The sequence below is a fragment of the Rhizobium sp. BK313 genome, assembly GCF_014193655.1.
GTDB lineage: Bacteria > Pseudomonadota > Alphaproteobacteria > Rhizobiales > Rhizobiaceae > Rhizobium.
The window spans coordinates 997,487-1,012,453 of record NZ_JACHZQ010000001.1; the positions used below are offsets into that span (position 1 = coordinate 997,487).

At 57.4% G+C, this 14,967-nt stretch carries 17 protein-coding genes and 4 pseudogenes; 7 read left to right on the forward strand and 14 right to left on the reverse strand.

What is annotated here, in order from left to right:
* Positions 1-34: 34 nt before the first annotated feature.
* Entirely contained in the window at positions 35-490 is a 456-nt protein-coding gene (locus FHT86_RS04740; RefSeq protein ID WP_133705741.1) for a hypothetical protein, read from the reverse strand.
* Positions 491-798: 308 nt separating this feature from the next.
* Between FHT86_RS04740 and FHT86_RS04745 the strand changes: the two genes are divergently transcribed.
* From FHT86_RS04745 to FHT86_RS37815, 3 genes are all read left to right on the forward strand, one after another.
* The gene (locus FHT86_RS04745) at positions 799-1,272 is read left to right on the forward strand and encodes an Hsp20 family protein (protein WP_133705742.1); all 474 of its coding nucleotides are present in this window, start codon (positions 799-801) and stop codon (positions 1,270-1,272) included.
* 72 nt (positions 1,273-1,344) lie between these two features.
* On the forward strand, positions 1,345-1,644 hold the full coding sequence (locus FHT86_RS04750) for a DUF982 domain-containing protein (protein ID WP_133705743.1): 300 nt from the start codon (positions 1,345-1,347) through the stop codon (positions 1,642-1,644).
* Between the two features lie 45 nt (positions 1,645-1,689).
* Positions 1,690-1,929, forward strand: a complete 240-nt coding sequence (locus tag FHT86_RS37815; RefSeq protein WP_133705744.1) for a hypothetical protein — start codon at positions 1,690-1,692, stop codon at positions 1,927-1,929.
* Between the two features lie 90 nt (positions 1,930-2,019).
* Here the strand turns inward: FHT86_RS37815 and FHT86_RS38785 are convergent, their stop codons facing one another.
* Both FHT86_RS38785 and FHT86_RS04760 read right to left on the reverse strand, forming a co-directional pair.
* Positions 2,020-2,949 (reverse strand): sigma-70 family RNA polymerase sigma factor, encoded by a 930-nt coding sequence (locus FHT86_RS38785; RefSeq protein ID WP_133705745.1) that lies wholly within the window; start codon positions 2,947-2,949, stop codon positions 2,020-2,022.
* A gap of 220 nt (positions 2,950-3,169) precedes the next feature.
* On the reverse strand, positions 3,170-4,060 hold the full coding sequence (locus tag FHT86_RS04760; RefSeq protein WP_133705746.1) for an SDR family oxidoreductase: 891 nt from the start codon (positions 4,058-4,060) through the stop codon (positions 3,170-3,172).
* A 1,615-nt stretch (positions 4,061-5,675) separates the two neighbouring features.
* Between FHT86_RS04760 and FHT86_RS04765 the strand changes: the two genes are divergently transcribed.
* The gene (locus FHT86_RS04765; RefSeq protein WP_133705747.1) at positions 5,676-5,963 is read left to right on the forward strand and encodes a hypothetical protein; all 288 of its coding nucleotides are present in this window, start codon (positions 5,676-5,678) and stop codon (positions 5,961-5,963) included.
* A gap of 26 nt (positions 5,964-5,989) precedes the next feature.
* On the opposite strand, the gene FHT86_RS04770 is transcribed toward FHT86_RS04765, so the two are convergent.
* From FHT86_RS04770 to FHT86_RS04785, 7 genes and pseudogenes are all read right to left on the reverse strand, one after another.
* Entirely contained in the window at positions 5,990-6,217 is a 228-nt protein-coding gene (locus tag FHT86_RS04770) for a DUF6894 family protein (protein WP_133705748.1), read from the reverse strand.
* 75 nt (positions 6,218-6,292) lie between these two features.
* Complete coding sequence (locus tag FHT86_RS04775; RefSeq protein WP_133705749.1) at positions 6,293-6,556, reverse strand: hypothetical protein; 264 nt, start codon at positions 6,554-6,556, stop codon at positions 6,293-6,295.
* 150 nt (positions 6,557-6,706) lie between these two features.
* Positions 6,707-7,138: pseudogene (locus tag FHT86_RS37825) on the reverse strand (alkyl sulfatase C-terminal domain-containing protein); the annotation flags it as partial.
* A 95-nt stretch (positions 7,139-7,233) separates the two neighbouring features.
* Positions 7,234-7,374: pseudogene (locus tag FHT86_RS38395) on the reverse strand (alkyl sulfatase dimerization domain-containing protein); the annotation flags it as partial.
* Positions 7,374-7,538, reverse strand: a complete 165-nt coding sequence (locus tag FHT86_RS38400) for an alkyl sulfatase dimerization domain-containing protein (RefSeq protein WP_281413634.1) — start codon at positions 7,536-7,538, stop codon at positions 7,374-7,376. The gene FHT86_RS38400 and the pseudogene FHT86_RS38395, both read right to left, overlap by 1 nt.
* Before the next feature lie 227 nt (positions 7,539-7,765).
* Complete coding sequence (locus tag FHT86_RS37830) at positions 7,766-8,035, reverse strand: hypothetical protein (RefSeq protein ID WP_246779391.1); 270 nt, start codon at positions 8,033-8,035, stop codon at positions 7,766-7,768.
* A 932-nt stretch (positions 8,036-8,967) separates the two neighbouring features.
* Positions 8,968-9,891 (reverse strand): PhnA-like protein, encoded by a 924-nt coding sequence (locus FHT86_RS04785; protein ID WP_133705750.1) that lies wholly within the window; start codon positions 9,889-9,891, stop codon positions 8,968-8,970.
* A 353-nt stretch (positions 9,892-10,244) separates the two neighbouring features.
* On the opposite strand from FHT86_RS04785, the gene FHT86_RS04790 reads away from it, so the two are divergent.
* The 3 genes and pseudogenes from FHT86_RS04790 (at position 10,245) to FHT86_RS04800 (ending at position 12,600) form a co-directional block, all read left to right on the forward strand.
* Complete coding sequence (locus tag FHT86_RS04790; RefSeq protein ID WP_133705751.1) at positions 10,245-10,454, forward strand: hypothetical protein; 210 nt, start codon at positions 10,245-10,247, stop codon at positions 10,452-10,454.
* Between the two features lie 59 nt (positions 10,455-10,513).
* Positions 10,514-11,398, forward strand: a complete 885-nt coding sequence (locus FHT86_RS04795) for an SDR family oxidoreductase (protein ID WP_133707077.1) — start codon at positions 10,514-10,516, stop codon at positions 11,396-11,398.
* A gap of 48 nt (positions 11,399-11,446) precedes the next feature.
* Positions 11,447-12,600: pseudogene (locus FHT86_RS04800) on the forward strand (zinc-dependent alcohol dehydrogenase).
* A 488-nt stretch (positions 12,601-13,088) separates the two neighbouring features.
* Here FHT86_RS04800 and FHT86_RS04805 read toward each other — a convergent pair.
* The 4 genes and pseudogenes from FHT86_RS04805 to FHT86_RS04820 form a co-directional block, all read right to left on the reverse strand.
* On the reverse strand, positions 13,089-13,343 hold the full coding sequence (locus FHT86_RS04805) for a DUF982 domain-containing protein (protein ID WP_133705752.1): 255 nt from the start codon (positions 13,341-13,343) through the stop codon (positions 13,089-13,091).
* 259 nt (positions 13,344-13,602) lie between these two features.
* A pseudogene (locus tag FHT86_RS37835) lies at positions 13,603-13,720 on the reverse strand (ion transporter); the annotation flags it as partial.
* Positions 13,721-14,256: 536 nt separating this feature from the next.
* Positions 14,257-14,547: a hypothetical protein gene (locus FHT86_RS04815; RefSeq protein ID WP_133705753.1), complete on the reverse strand. Its 291-nt coding sequence runs from the start codon at positions 14,545-14,547 to the stop codon at positions 14,257-14,259.
* Positions 14,548-14,728: 181 nt separating this feature from the next.
* A complete protein-coding gene (locus FHT86_RS04820) occupies positions 14,729-14,941 on the reverse strand; it encodes a hypothetical protein (RefSeq protein WP_133705754.1) in 213 nt (70 codons plus the stop codon).
* Positions 14,942-14,967: the final 26 nt, after the last annotated feature.

Genomic DNA, 14,967 nt, shown 5'->3' on the forward strand with positions numbered 1-14,967 from the left:
CAGATCAAGAGTGTTGTGTCGCGCCGGGCGATCTTCACCGCAACGACCAGGCCATCGAATGAGCACTGCCTCCCGATTCCCCGCCGAACGCCTCCAGCAGGTGTTCGACAGCGCCGTTGATACCGGGATCATCATTGCTCGACGTCGATGGCACAATCACCGGCTGGAGCAAGGGCGCTGAAGCTCTCCTGGGTTGGTCGCAAGACAAAATGCTCTCAGCAAGAGCCTGGAGGCGAACTTTCCGCCGGAAGGAGGAGGCGCCGCGCTCATCGAGGCGGAACTGGCCGACGCCAGGTCCAAGGGAAAGGGCAGCGGCGAAGGATGGCGGATGCAGATGGGCGATGGCCGCATAGGGGCAGTCGGCAAGACAACCCCGATAATGGATGATAAGAGAAAGCGTGTCCGTTTCGTGAAATTTCTGTGAGATCGTACCGAGAAGCGCGAGATTGAGATGGCGCTGTGGGAGCGTACCCGCGCTCGAGATCCTCAAGCGAGCGGGAGCAGACCTCGCTCGCGAGAACGACCAAGAGAAAATTGACCAACTGGTGACGGCAATCTGCGGCACGCGTCCTACAAATGCCTTCGGGAAGTCCAGGATAATGCTGTGGTTTACGAGTTAGATTGACTGGCTTCGGCCACGCCAAAAAAGGCCAGAATTTTTTCTTGCCGAGCTCTTGAATCCGAAAATCCCAGAAACCAAATCGATTGCCGCCAGCCGCTGATGAAAGGGCTGGCCCTTGCTGGGAGCGCCATCTTTCGGCGCTTCTGTATCCATGTTGCTTCAAGGAGGATATGGCTATGGCGACATCTTACGACTACGCACCTCTTTTCCGTTCGAGCGTCGGCTTCGACCGGGTTTTCAATCTTCTCGAAAACGCCCAGCGCGCCCGCTCGATCAGCGACTGGCCGCCCTATGACATCGTCAAGACCGGCGATGACAGCTATCGGATTTCCGTTGCTGTGGCAGGCTTCGTCCAGGACGAGCTCGACATCACCTTTCAGTCCAACCTTCTGACCGTTACCGGCAAGAAGCAGGAGACAGCCAATGAAGGCTACCTGCATCGCGGCATCGCCGGCAGGCCGTTCGAACACCGGTTCGAGCTGGCCGATCATGTTAGGGTGGATGGCGCGGACCTAAGGAACGGTCTGCTATCGATCAATCTGGTTCGCGAGATCCCGGAGGCACTGAAGCCGCGCAAGATCTCCATCCAGAGCGCTTCCGCTTTGCAGTCTGCTGCGCCCGCACAGATCGAAGGGCAGAAGGTGGCTTAAACCGCATTGTCCGCAGGAACAAGGGCGCCGTGGATACGGCGCCCATATATCCGGGTTGGGAAGGAGAGAGCGATGAAACCCGATATGTTTAAACAGCCTGTTTCTATTGTTGTCGGCCTCGGCTTTCCGGCCGAGGTTTGCAGCGTGATGGACGCCTACCGGCATCTTTCCGAGTGGCCGGCTTCACTCCGGGATACCGCGCATTCGGTCGCGCTCAAGGCGTGCAGTGCCGCACTGCGTGGGGAAATTGAAGCGGATACCGCTCGCGGCCTATTTGCCGCATTTGCCGAGAAACACGATCTGCTGGCGCCGGAAACCAATGTGATCGCCGCCTCACGCCTGCGGCGCGACCGTGATCCGCACGTGAGGTGAGGACCGATGATGCGCAACACGTTGCAGTAGGCGGCCAGCAGCGCGATGGCTATGGGGCCAACGGTCCTGCTTCAGGGTATGCAACTTCGGCGGCCGATCGATTTAGTGAGAGCGCCTACACTTTCAGTTGACGACAAGCGGGCGATCCTCGCGGCCTGGGCGTCGGACTTTTACGCTGTGGAGTCAAAACCGGCCCTCCGTCAACTGCCCGGAATGCCAGAGCCGGTCTCAATCGATGAGGTGCAGTCTGCGCTGAAAGAACTCGATCGATGCTACGGTATCTGATGGCTTGCGCGTTCAGTCGGCCTGCTTCATCGACTTGGACAGCCGATTGATCGCCTGTTCGAGCGATCGTTGGCCGTTGCCATAAACCTGCTAGGCGCGGCCTCGCCATCTAGCCAGCGAAATGGTACTCTCTAACAATGGCTTTTCTAAATCTTGCAAATATGACAGACAATAGCGCCGATGGCGTTGCCAGGGCGATAGATGTGTGGGAAGCATGCCACCTGAACTCCGAAAGCACCGGTTCCCAACGGGGGCCGAGACGCCGGCTTCCACAGCGGCATCCTCGCTGGACAAGCCCGGCGCCACTTCTCGCCAGAACCGACACAGGTTCTCGAAGTAGCGCGAGACCTCCTGGCGCCCCTCCATTCGGACACGCGAGACGAGTTCAAGCCGAACATCGTCCGCAAGCATATCGCGCACTGCGTCAAAGTCTCTGGCGTTGAAGCAATCGACATACTTCGCAAGTCGCCTCAGATCATCCTGACTCAAGACGGCCGGCGGTGTCCTAGCGTCCACGTTGCCAACTTCGCGAATGCGAATCCGACCGCGATGCAATGAGGCCTTTACTGCTGGAATGCTCAATCCTGTGATCTCGGCGACTTCTCGCAGGGAGTAGCCCAGCACGTCCATAAGAATGACGCAGCCGCGGTGTGAAATCGGCAGGTACATGAAGGTCTTGAGGCCGGCTGACGCGATAACTCGTGCATCTGCCAACACGCGATCGTCGATAGCCATGTTTGGATCTTCCTCAGAACGCAGAACGTCCTGCCGCCTCCTGCGACGTATAAAATCGACAGAAGCATTATGGGCTACCCGAAAAAGCCAGCTCTCGAGATCGAGGATTTGCTTCTCCGCCCAGGTCTCAATGGCTTTAACGAGGACTTCTTGGACGATGTCTTCGCCATCGATTGCAGATCCCACCATCCGAGAGCAGTAGCGATGAACCTTGGGGCGTAGATCGCCCAAACGTTTCTCGAATACTTGGTGGTCGTGAATGTCATTAGGGATGGCTGACGTCATCTTCCAGTCCGGTTTTGGGCGATATCGATTCCAAAGCCGTAGGCGCCCACGACTTCGACTTCATTGGCCAACGGTCGCTCTTGAATTCGCATACTGGCATCCTTTTGAAACGTGCGAAATGCCTGAAGGTCTGAGAGCCCTGGCGCGCCCTCATTTTGTTCGACGAAATGGACGAAACGCCCGTCTCCGTAGCGCAGCACCATGTAGCGAAGGCGTTTGCTTATGTCGTCCTCCGGTTGCCGAGAAACACGTCAGCATTACGCTCCGCGAACTCCGCAAACGTCGTTGGTCGAACTCCGAACTTCTCATGGGTGGTGAGGTAAACCCGGGACCGAGGTCGTTTCAGGCGTTCAGCTAGTTGCTCATCAAGCGCATTGGCAAAGCTGGTAGGCATTCCGTTGGCGAGCAAGCTTTCACGGCGTTTCTCAGGCGCGATGGCTACGTAGCGCACCGGCCTCCCGATAACATTCGATATCCGCGCGGCGATATCATCCATTGTCAGGGCCTCGGGACCAGTCATGTTTAAGCTTTCGCTCTCGTGACCACCATCATGGAGGAGGCGGTGGGCGACCTTCGCGATATCTCGCACGTCAACCGGCGATAGTTCGATGTTCTCGAATGGCAGCTGCAGTAGCCCTGTGGCGGCGATGTCGGGGGCTTCGCGCAAGTATACCTGCATGAACTGGGACGGGCGGATATGCGTCCAGGCCAATCCAGATCGTTCCAAGTAATCCTCTATGTCTTCGTGCATTTGCGTGAAGCGAAACTTGGATGGATCGAAACCAATTCCCGATTCGGCACCGGAAAACTTAATGATGTGCCGGACGCCGTTTCGCTTGCATGCGTCAATGAAGCAGCACTGCGTTTCGAACATATTGGGTGTGGGAGAGGAGATCATTAGCACCCGCTGAATGCCGTCGAGTGCCGCATCGAGCGTATCGGGTTTGCCCATGTCCCCCTCCACCAGCTCCACTTCGGCGAGCCGATCGAGTCCAATGTCCGAGGCTTTGGCGAGGTTTCGTACCAGGGCTCTAACGTGCTGCCCTTCGCGCACGAACTCGTCGATCGTCATACGACCGTTCTGACCTGTACCTCCAGTTATCAACAACATCTGGTTTCCTTTTGTGGCTTAGCGAATGGGATCCTTGCTTCCCTTCACTCTCCTATGACGTTTCGGCCGACCTAAAGGATTCGGGATTTTTGGCTCACCGCGCAGTTTGAGAATGGCGTGAAAAATGGCTAGCTGAGCGCTAGGCCCGCAGACGTCTTTGCCGTCCTTTGGATTGAATCCCGGTCATAGGGTGCGGCGTTCTCTGGTGTCAGTTGAAGTCTCGACACCAAGGCAACGGACGGTTCTGGCAAAGAACAGGAACTTTGTTTCCTTCAAAATGTTCGTTAGGCAAGGAGATCAACCACGACCCCGGTTCGGTTTCCCCGACCCGCCGCCAAACGTCGTCTCACAGCGCCGCGGCGGGTCACTTTCTATTTTTCGCCAGGAACAAATCTTGAAAAGCGGAGTTCGAGGGCTTGCGAGATGCCGGGGGCGCCGGACCTCGCGGCTGCGTCGGCCATTCCCATTGACTACGCAGCCAGGCCCGTCGCGTGGGGTGCGACGGGCCAAACGGACCTTGCCGCGGTAGGGTGGTCGCTTTATGCCAATATCTTCGCATAGGCAGCGGCATCAACGAACGCTTGCCGTGCAACATCCACGCTCGTTGTGACGCGCAGTGGGAGAAGGCAGCCCCGTTTTGCGGCCCAATAGCAGAGCTTCCCGTTCGGGCCACTGGTGATTAAGGAACTCGAGCGCAGCTTTCGATGAAGGATGTGGAGGAGACCATGAACGATGATTTCAATAGACCGACGCGTGACCCTAGACCTGCTTCACCTATCCGTACCTAGGCGCCCTGGATAGTTATCTTGGCTGTAGTTGTGATCACCGCACTGGCGTGGAGCTTTTGGCCTTGCACGGAGACTACCTCGATACAGCCGCCAACAACCGCAACACCGCCTGCGACGGCGCCTGCTCAGCGGTAAGAGAAACATGCAAGCAAAGACGGATTTTACATTGCCGTAGTGACTTGTCGGCACGAGCGGGAAGTAGCAAATCGAGTCCGTCCACGGGGCCATGGACGAGGCCCTGAAGATCGACGCCCGACGTGACGGCGTTATTGCCTGGGTGAAGGCAGCACCTACCTGCGCGAATACATTCCCCCAAAAGTCTTGTTTTGGATGGGGGAGCTACCTCTCGGAAAACTGTAAGAATAAGCAAACGTTTAAAGGGCAGCAGGAACATAAGCCTCTGGCCCGCCGTTTGAAGTGTGCGGCTGTGCTTATCGCACAATGCAAAAGCCGCTAATCCCCGACGTGGCGAACATGACGTGCGTTTTGGAGAATGAGATGACCGAATCGGAAACACATCTTCCCTTCGATGAAGGCGTCCGACGTATATTTCGGTACACGTGGCTGCTGACATTGCAGCCTCAAGACGGCCGTCAGACACGCCAGACCGATCTATGTGGTTGGGACGGCGACATTCCGATCGGCCCTGTTGAGAGAGGGGCTGCACGAAGGGATGTGGCTATGGAATGAGCCAGGGCTCGGCCTCGAACCCCGCCTGCAACCTCCACAGGGATATGAGCGAACCGCTAGCGAAGCTGCGTCGAAGGTTGAAGATTATTATGACAGGCTGATGACCCACATCGAGAGTGATATTGGGGGCGAAAATCATGACCAAAAAAATCGATGAGCTCACTGACCGTGTTCGAGATATAGACGCGAGGTGCTCGGTGCAGGAATTGCTCATTGCCCAACTGCTGGCCCGCGTTGGCATTGTTACCGGCGATCCTCACCTTTTCGTCAACGGCGTCATGCAACTCGTTGGGAACGATTTGAAGGACGCGGCAGCACTAGTTACGAACAAGGAGGACGCTCAGCGCGCGGCTTATGCGCTGGAAAGCTTTGCGAGCTTCGCCACGATGATGCAGCAAGCACTTGAGGTCGTTCCGAAGAATTAAGCCTCTCAAAGGAGCGGCTTCGCTGATCAATCAAGGAAAGATTCAAATGGCAACACCAGCACGATGTCGCCCTTTTCGTCGGCGACCTCAAAGGATAACCCAACTATCGGCTCGCCGTGCGTCGCCATATGCATGACCAATTTGCGTACTGCCATGCGAAGATTTTTCACCGCCTCGATGCCAGGTAGTTCGAAACCCTCGTCGTCTTTTTCGCAGGCGCCAGTGTTACGGATGTGAAAGAAATATCTTGCCATTGTGCTGAAACAGGCTGACCCAGGTTTGTTCCCAAACCGAATTAGCCTTGACGGCTTTGTCGATCTTACGAGACTTTAGCTAAGAGCCATATTCCGCCGCCTTCCGTTTCTGATGATCATCCAGACCGGCGCATCGCGTGCCAATTTGCGTTGCAGTCCGCACTTGTCCAGGTCGCCGCGCGTGCGTTGGCGACCGGATGGAGTGAGCGCGAAGGGGCGGCGGCTCTTGTCGATCCGGCCGATAATCACATGCTCGCGCTCATCACGACGGGCGAAGTCGAAGCCATCATTGAGGCGATCCGAGAGGAGTCCTGATTTTCTTGCGAGCGGTGGGAACATACTAGCAAGCCTGCGGTTCGAACTTTATCGAACCCTTTAGTTCGTTCCGTGGCGTCGCCTCCGCGGTAGCCCGTCACGCGCTCCCTGGGTGACGGGCTTTTATTTTGCCCATCTGCCCCAGTCAGCAGCGCATTTTGGGACCAGACCTTCCTAGGGGCCCTCGTAGTAGGTCGCGTCGTCCTGTAAGAGCTCAGCCTTTGGGAGTGCCTCGTGCCTCCTCGTGCCCGGCAAAACCTCGAACCAGTTGTCAAACGTGGTCATTGTCGAGCCAAGCTGAGCAAGCACCTGCGGATTGCCTTCCATTTTTGCCTTCCCGGCATTCACCTTGTCTGACAGCTTCGCAGTGCCGATCATCACATCCTCGAGTTCGCGGCGGTCGATGGCAATCGTCAGATCGGCGTCGTCAGCTTGATAGCCGGCGATGGTGGTCAGCGTGGCGTTGCTCATCTCGACAACGAACTTCTCGCCATTATCCGGCGTGACAAGATTGATCTTGAAATGCATGCCCTCCGCCTTACGGCTGTCCATCTGGATGCCGAGATAGTTGAGAAAAAGCTCGATGCTGGTGCCGCGCACAAAGTCGGGACTGCCCGCCTTTGCAGCTTCACCACGATGACGCCGTCACGCAGTTCCTTGGCGCCGGCCAAGAAGCTGTTACGGAGACTGGGGCTTTCGAACTGGTAGCCCATCTGCTCGTAGGTGTCGGCGAGCAGATCTTTTGCGTCCTGATTGTCCGGTTCAGCATAGACCAGCTTGTTCAGATTTTCGGTGGCAAGCCGATAGTTGCCCTCGGCATAGAGATCACGGCCTTTCGCCATCACCTTTGGAGGCGCCGCCCATCATTTCCACGTAAAGCGGTGCAGACTCTTTCCGGCGACAGCGGGACCAATGTCGCAGGGTTCAGATCCCCGAATCCGAGGTAGCGCTGAATCACGGCCCGGCTATTGTGCAGGTAGGAGCCGTGATAGCCACGGCGTACCATTGTTCCTGCAGACTCGTGGGTGGCTCGTAGACGTTGTGGATCTGGTTGATAGTGACGCCCGTGTTTGCCAAGTGCAGAACCTGGTTGTTCAAATTCGCATACGCGTTATCCACGCATCACTTCGGCAATCCGCTCTTTTCCCCAACGCGGCCAGCTATGGGATGCGAACATCACATCCGCCTGATTGCCGAACCGGTATAGCGCAACGTTGATGTATTGCGACCAAGCTAGGGCATCCCGCACCGGCGCCCCTCGTAGCGTAAGAACATTGTGCAGGCTTTGACGATGTTTTCCGCCGCCCAGAATGCCTTGAAGTCCGGGAACCAGGTGTTCATCTCCGCTGGCGCCTCGGTGCCTGGCGTGTTTTGAAAAACCATCCTTGCGCCGTCGATGGTCAGTTCCTCAACAGGTTGTTCGATGCTGATGGTGGGGGGCAGGATGCCTTGGACACGGCTCGGATTGTTCCGGTCTTCGAGCGGCAAATCGAATCTGTCCATGAGGCCATAGACGAGGCCCGAGTGATCGCCGACCTACACGATGATGCTGTTGCCTGGGGTCGCGAAGGCAGCACTTACCTGCGCGAATACGGTCCGCCAAAAATCCTATCTTGGATGCGGGAGCTACCTTTTGAAAAACTGTAAGAAATTGTCTGGCAACGGGAGGATCCGTCCGGTTGGAACGTCCCCCACGAGGGGCCCACGCACAACTTGATCTTTGTATTAGGCCTCGCTACAATCCTTTCAGAGACACTCACTTCTACCCCGCCGTTCAGGTCGTTCAGGCGGGGTTCTTTTTGAAATATCCATTGGTGTGCCTATTAGATAATAAGCTTATAATTAGGACAGTCTGGATCAAACTCCTAGCCTCACTCTGTCCCCCATCAGCGCACCGTCAGTCGCGCGATTCCCAAATGCGCTGGAACTTTTCCCCATTACCCAGGTTCGATATGCATGTGGCCGGGATGCCACAGGGGTATCGCATAATGATGCCCTGGCCCGTCGCTACTCGCCCCTTTGCGGCGGGCCTACCCGATCATTACCGGGAGAATGCATGCACCAATGAAAAAAGCCCCTATTCTGCGAGAAATAGGGGCTGAGGTGTAAAGCAGCCGGTCGCGGGCACGTCCGGCGGTTGTTAAATACTGTGCAAATATGACAACTTCTATACACAATAACTTGAATTAAAATAGCGCTATCGGCCGCCCCGGCCTGCTGGCGAAGGCCTTTTCCAGGCCCGTTACGTGATCTTCGGTCTGGCCGCGACGGGTTTCGAATGCTTCCTCAGATGAATGTGCGGCTTCCATCATCTTGGGCAGGGCCGCCAGTATCCCAGTATCTGCTTCTCAGCGAAGTAGATGTCCTTGTGGGTCTCATAAAGGAGATCGCTGAGGTTTTAGTTATGCATGTCAGTGTTCATTGTGTTGAGATGACTATGGGTTCCGGTCGCGGTTATATTCTTCGAGGAGGGGGCTTGGCTTCGTGCCAGCCACACCGCCGAACCAAGCTGCAATCAGGCCGAGAACGAGTGCGAGAAAGCCGATCAGAGCGCCTCTGGAAACCACCTCCGTCGTGGTCTGTGCCGCCTCCAAAGCCTGTTGCTTTGCCTGATCGATGGATGCCCTGTAGTTGGACTCGTATTCATCGATCTTCGCGCGCGCCTCGTCGACAGGGATATTTTGCGCCTTTGCCAGAGCGTCGGCGGCACGGGCCTTGGCGTCCTCGACCTTGCTTCGGTCGCCGGTCGCTACGGCTTTCATCGCCGTGACTGCCGCCGTTTGAAGGGCTTGCGGGTCGGTGCCACCGCTGGCCTCGCGGATTTGCCGTTCGATATCGGCCATCGGATCGGTTGCCGCGGCAATCGCAGGCGCTGCGGTGGTCGCCACGGTTGCTGCCGTCTTGCCGACGCCGGCGACCACGCTCGAAAGGCCGCTGAAAGCGCCGCCGACGAGTGCGCCAACCGAGGTCGTCAAGAGGTAGAGTATGACCAGAGTGGTGACAGCCCAGGAGGTGATGCCGTGGAAACCGCCTGTGGACTTACTAGGACGGCCGGAAAGCCGGCTCGCCGCGTAGGCGCCGATAAACGACGCGACGATGCCGGAAACGACAAACCAGAGGCCGCCGACGATGGAGAAACTGGTCGCTGTAGGATTGTCCGATGTGGCAGGGTCGAGAACCGCAGCGCCAATCCCGACGCCGAGAAGATTGAGCAGGAACTGGGCGGCGAGGGCGAGAACGACGCCGGCAAACACCGCACCCCAGGATATCTTGTTGATGGTCGCCGTAAGACGCGGGTCGGCCGGGTTGACCGCATACGGAGTATCACCAGGCAGGCGGGAGATGGATGGTTGGGACATTGTACAAGCCTCCGGAGTTTTTTTACGGATCTGTGAATGCGGTCCCAACTCCCGCTTCATCCGAATGTTCCAGGACATATTTCGCTCCTGCTAGCGGTCACTTTCAGAGACGCCGATGCCGAGCAGGATGAAACGTGGCCTGATCGCGAATGATTCAAAGGTGACACCTCGGAAACACGTAAGTCCGCAAAGTTTGCTGCGACTAGGTCGACCGACATTGACCGGTTCTCCATGTCTGGCACGCGACCTTTTCGGCCAGTTCGCGGCAAACGATCTCGCGAACTACACTCGAATTGGTCGGGGTATGCGGCTATGGGGAACTTGGGGATATTCTGCGTGCACAAGTGCATGCCTTGGGAATTGCCGTCGACTTTATTGGTCTGCCAGCCGTGGGATATCCGGACGTTAACCGTCAAATGAGCCAAGTAAAGATCGGCGTAGTTTGCGGCATCAACGACGGCGATGCGATCAGTTGGTTCCGCTCGAAAGCGCTGGCGGTGGAACAAGTAGCGCCCACCGAGGTTTGTCTCGTCTCAACGACGAACGGGAGCAAAGACGGATGACGATCAGCGAGACTGGTCGCATCCGCGTTCCCCGCGTTTTCAAGGACCAAGTTAGAGGAATGATTGCCATGCAAGACCCGACCACGAAACACCCAAAGCCCCCCTTCGAGAAGCAGAAGCAACCGTTCCCCGGTCTTGCAACCCGGATGAACCCAAAGCCAGATCACGGCGAGATCTCGTATAAGGGTTCCGGTCGCCTGGCGGGTCGCAAAGCTCTCATCACGGGCGCTGATTCCGGCATGGGACGTGCCGCAGCGATCGCCTACGCCCGCGAAGGCGCCGACGTCGCCATCAACTATCTTCCTGACGAGGAACCGGACGCGAAGGAAGTCATCGCGTTGATCGAGAAGGAAGGCCGCAAGGGTGTGGCACTTCCAGGCGACCTCCGCAACGAGGCATTTTGTGAGAAGCTAGTGGAAGACGCCGCGAAGGCCCTGGGCGGTCTCGATATCTTCGTGAGCAATGCTGGCCGCCAGCAGCAGGCCGGAGCGCTTTCTGACATCACCACGGAAGGCTTCGACGCGACGATGAAGACGAATATCTACGCGATGTTCTGGCTGACCAAGGCGGCACTCAAGCATTTGCAGCCGGGCTCGGCCATCATTATCACTACGTCCGAGCAGGCGTACGATCCTTCCGGGGATCTGGTCGATTACGCGATGACCAAAGCTGCCGGCATGAGCTTCACCAAATCCATGGCAAAGCAGCTCGGCCCGAAGGGCATCCGCGTCAATGGCGTGGCACCCGGTCCGATCTGGACACCGCTGCAGGTGGCGGGCGGCGCGACCATGGAGAAGCTCGAACAGTTCGGTGGCAAGACGCCGATGGGTCGTCCCGGCCAACCGGCCGAGCTGGCGTCGATCTACGTCCAGCTTGCAGACCCGACGGCGAGCTATGCGACGGGTCAAGTCTATGGCGCGGCCGGCGGCGGTGGACAGCCTTGACCTCCGCAACGGCAATCGACTCATCCAAAACGAGAACGCGCAGAGGAGATCGACCATGAGGCATTGACCTGGCACGGAAGCGGCGACATTCGATGTGAGGAAGTGGACGATCATTCAGGACGTCGCGACGCGATCATCAAAGTGACGAGCTGCGCCATTTGCGGGTCTGACCTGCATCTCTACGGCGGTCCGGGCATGCATGCCGGCGACGTGATGGGCCATGAAACCATGGGAGAGGTCGTCGAAGTCGGCCGCGGAAATTCCCAGCTTAGGATCGGCGACCGCGTAGTCGTACCGTTTACGATTTCCTGCGGCGAATGCTCCATGTGCCAGCGCAGCCTTTTTTCATTGTGCCAACGGTCGAATCCTTCTGGCGCCAAGCAGGCCGAGCAGATCGGGTATCCGACTGCAGCCTGTTCGGGTATTCCGACATGTACGGCCGCTTCCCAGGTGGACAGGCCCAGTACCTGCGCGTGCCTTTCGCCGACGTCGGACCGATCAAGGTTCGACGGTCTCAGCGACGAGCAGGTCCTGTTCTTGAGCGATATCTTTCCGACCGGTTACATGGCGGCGGAGAATTGCGACATCCGGCTGGGACAAGCTATTGCGGTGTTCGGTTGCGATCCGGTCGGCCTGTTCGCGATAAAGTCCGCCTTCCTTCTCGGCGCAGAACGAGTGATCGCCATCGACACGGTGCAGGAGCGGCTGGCGCTGGCTCAGCAGACGGGCGCCGAGATGCTCGACTACACCGACTAGGCCCGCAGAAGCGGATCGTCGAGATGACCGGCGGAAACGGTCCCGACGCTGTCATCGAAGCCGTCGGAATGGAGAGCCACGGCACGGGCAGGGGCATGCAATCCGTGCAGTCCAAGCTTACCTCAACGGAACGGCCATGCGTTCTAAACCAGGCAATCCTCGCATGCCGTCCGGGCGCGACTGTCTCGCTTCCGGGCGTCTTTATTGGTCCAGCGGTCCCGGTGCCGCTTGGTGCCTTCGTCGGCAAGGGGCTCACGCTGAAGACCAGGCAGACGCACGTGCAGCGCTAACTCGAACCACTGATGAACCTCATCATCGAAGGCAAGATCGACCCGTCCTTCCTGACCACCCATCGCATCGGATTTGAAGCAGGGCCCGCTGCTTACAGGACCTTCCGCGATAAGGAAGATGGCTGCGTGAAAGTCGTAATTCGGCCGAATGGCTGAACTTCGACGGCTGCCTTAAACGGCCTGTAGCCGAGTGAGATTATGGAGGCTATGGGCTCTCAGCTTGAGCTCGAGGACCTGGGACTCGAGTACGAAATCCGCTTCTACACGTCTGGCGAGGATTGCCCGAATCGACTGGATTTGACGGCTGGCTTTCGGAAGGAAGTAGAAGGGCGCTACCTGCGCCTTCGCTAAGTAGGAGTTCTGCCAGAACTGGGTTCTCCTGCATTCAAGTCCAAACATCGCTCTTGCAGATGTCCCACAAGCAGCCCTCCGGCAAAGTTCTCACATTGAGCGGCTGGATCGGCTTGAGCGCGGTCAGGCGCCGTTGATTGAGATTTATCGGGAGACGATTCCCGAAGCCGCGGCCACTGGGGAAGCTTCTTGAGCGCGAGATCATTGGAGTCCGGATCGACAATCAAACCTGAAGCTCTATGCGGCTCTGGCGTCAAACGCGTTCACGCCTGCCTGCCTCGGAGAGCATGACCTCACTCCTCGTAAATAAATACCCCTGCCTCACGAGCCGCAGCGATAAAAGCTTCACGAGCTTCACCGATGGTCGCTCGGCCTTCATGGACTTTGACAAGAACTTGAGCTGCAGCGACATAGGCTTTGCCCTCGACGGTATCTGGCCATTCGTTCAGCAAGAATTCTGCCGCGCGTTCAGTGCTGTTGATCATGACGTAGTGTCCGAGCTTCACGGTTTCGATCGTGACTGGGTGATCCCACAGTTGTCTGACCATGGCGATATTCCTCCGCTCAGAACCGGCAATCGGACGCTTTGTTCCAAGCCCGTAACCCAAACAATACAGCTTCCGACAACTTTGCTCTGCGAGGCCCTTTCGGTGAGCAATCGGGGTCCCAGTTCCAAGTCCTTGAGTGGTCCCCATGAACGGAAATGTGGCAGATCAGTGCCGATTTTCAATACTGACAATCATACAAGGAATATTGTCGGATATCTAAGCAGGAAGACGTCAGATCAAAACCCGCCGCTGCTAAGGAGTTGAGGGTTTCTCCGCAGGCCTTGCAGTGAACAGCGTCCCAATCGTGCCGCGGCCGCCCGCGTCTGTGGCATGGAAAGGGTGACCTTGTGTGGTCAAACGATCGCCTGGGCGATGCGGATGATCATCGTGATAACTCTTCCGTCTCGTGCATCAAGACATGGGCTTTCGAATGCCCGCCGAAACCGCTGGTCACAGAACGGCACCTTTTTGTTGATTTCTGAGGATGTCGCGCGCTCTGGACATCCGCTTGGGAGGAAATGTCGATCGTCGGCGAAAGTTCATCGGGGATCATCCTCTTCTCGACAAGGCGAAAGCCGCCGTCTATCTCTCCACTGACCGCGTTCATGTGCTCCGTGAGGGTATCATGAACTGCCGCAAGGGGGCACAGTCTTTATCCCCGGCGTCTATGTCGGCATGGTCGACAACGATCGGCGCGGCGATGAATAAGGGCTGACGTCGAAGATGGGCCAGACCCACGTCTAAAAGTACACGAGGACCCTAACGGAGAAGTTAGAAGCAGGTGGGATCGATCCGAGATTCGTCATCACCATCCAGCATCCCTTGAAGACCCACCCGATGTACGAGAAGTTCCGCGACAAGGGCCTGAATCCGGTGAACAGGGGCGGCCACTCTCGCCGCGTTTCCCGGCCCTCTAGGAATTATTCAGTATTCGTAGCCGCCTGATCTCCTCAGCGAGCGCCAGCAGGCTCCTCGAAACTGTCAAATTGGATATCTCCTCGATATTTTCGGCGACGCCCGAGATCGCGTGGTCGACAGCCACGTTGATCGGTGCAACCTTGCCCGTCTTCAGGATCAGCTCCCGCAGTGCTCGAGCCATCGACAATCCGCGCTCCAGGAGCCGGCGCTTCTCTGACGGTCCCAGCTTCTCGACTTCGTTCGCGGCCCGGACAAGCTCGGCGATGAAATCAGTCGTCTTCGTCAAGAATTTTGATCTCCGGTTCGGTGCGGACCCTAAGCAATTCACGTTTTCCGGGTACACATTCGAGCTGCGGGTCCCGGGCAGTCGTTCGTCACATCGGGCGAACCGGTACCGTCCGCGAATGCTGCCACTCTATCGACCTGCATCCTCATCCGCAATTTGTGTTCCAAGTGCCCTCAAATCCCTAGTCGTTCGCGGCGCCGGGAGGCGAGATCACGGCGTAGAATTCGAATTCTTCCAAGGTGTAGTGCTGATCCGAACTCAGGATGGCTACTGTGAGGTAGTCGGGATGTCGCCCAAACACGGTCGAAACCTGCACAACCTCCATTTCGTCGCTTTCTATGCGGCGTGCCCAATAATAACCGTCAGGTTGCAGTTCGGTTCTGGCGATGGGCATTGCGCAGGCTCCTAGTGGCGCTAGTT

What these genes read in the sequence shown, in the direction of transcription:
- FHT86_RS04745 (WP_133705742.1), top strand. Translation starts at nt 799, where the DNA reads ATGGCGACATCTTACGACTACGCACCTCTTTTCCGTTCGAGCGTCGGC.
- FHT86_RS04750 (WP_133705743.1), top strand. Translation starts at nt 1,345, where the DNA reads ATGAAACCCGATATGTTTAAACAGCCTGTTTCTATTGTTGTCGGCCTC.
- FHT86_RS37815 (WP_133705744.1), top strand. Translation starts at nt 1,690, where the DNA reads ATGGCTATGGGGCCAACGGTCCTGCTTCAGGGTATGCAACTTCGGCGG.
- FHT86_RS38785 (WP_133705745.1), bottom strand. Translation starts at nt 2,949, where the DNA reads ATGACGTCAGCCATCCCTAATGACATTCACGACCACCAAGTATTCGAG.
- FHT86_RS04760 (WP_133705746.1), bottom strand. Translation starts at nt 4,060, where the DNA reads ATGTTGTTGATAACTGGAGGTACAGGTCAGAACGGTCGTATGACGATC.
- FHT86_RS04765 (WP_133705747.1), top strand. Translation starts at nt 5,676, where the DNA reads ATGACCAAAAAAATCGATGAGCTCACTGACCGTGTTCGAGATATAGAC.
- FHT86_RS04770 (WP_133705748.1), bottom strand. Translation starts at nt 6,217, where the DNA reads ATGGCAAGATATTTCTTTCACATCCGTAACACTGGCGCCTGCGAAAAA.
- FHT86_RS04775 (WP_133705749.1), bottom strand. Translation starts at nt 6,556, where the DNA reads ATGTTCCCACCGCTCGCAAGAAAATCAGGACTCCTCTCGGATCGCCTC.
- FHT86_RS38400 (WP_281413634.1), bottom strand. Translation starts at nt 7,538, where the DNA reads ATGGTACGCCGTGGCTATCACGGCTCCTACCTGCACAATAGCCGGGCC.
- FHT86_RS37830 (WP_246779391.1), bottom strand. Translation starts at nt 8,035, where the DNA reads ATGGACAGATTCGATTTGCCGCTCGAAGACCGGAACAATCCGAGCCGT.
- FHT86_RS04785 (WP_133705750.1), bottom strand. Translation starts at nt 9,891, where the DNA reads ATGTCCCAACCATCCATCTCCCGCCTGCCTGGTGATACTCCGTATGCG.
- FHT86_RS04795 (WP_133707077.1), top strand. Translation starts at nt 10,514, where the DNA reads ATGATTGCCATGCAAGACCCGACCACGAAACACCCAAAGCCCCCCTTC.
- FHT86_RS04805 (WP_133705752.1), bottom strand. Translation starts at nt 13,343, where the DNA reads ATGGTCAGACAACTGTGGGATCACCCAGTCACGATCGAAACCGTGAAG.
- FHT86_RS04820 (WP_133705754.1), bottom strand. Translation starts at nt 14,941, where the DNA reads ATGCCCATCGCCAGAACCGAACTGCAACCTGACGGTTATTATTGGGCA.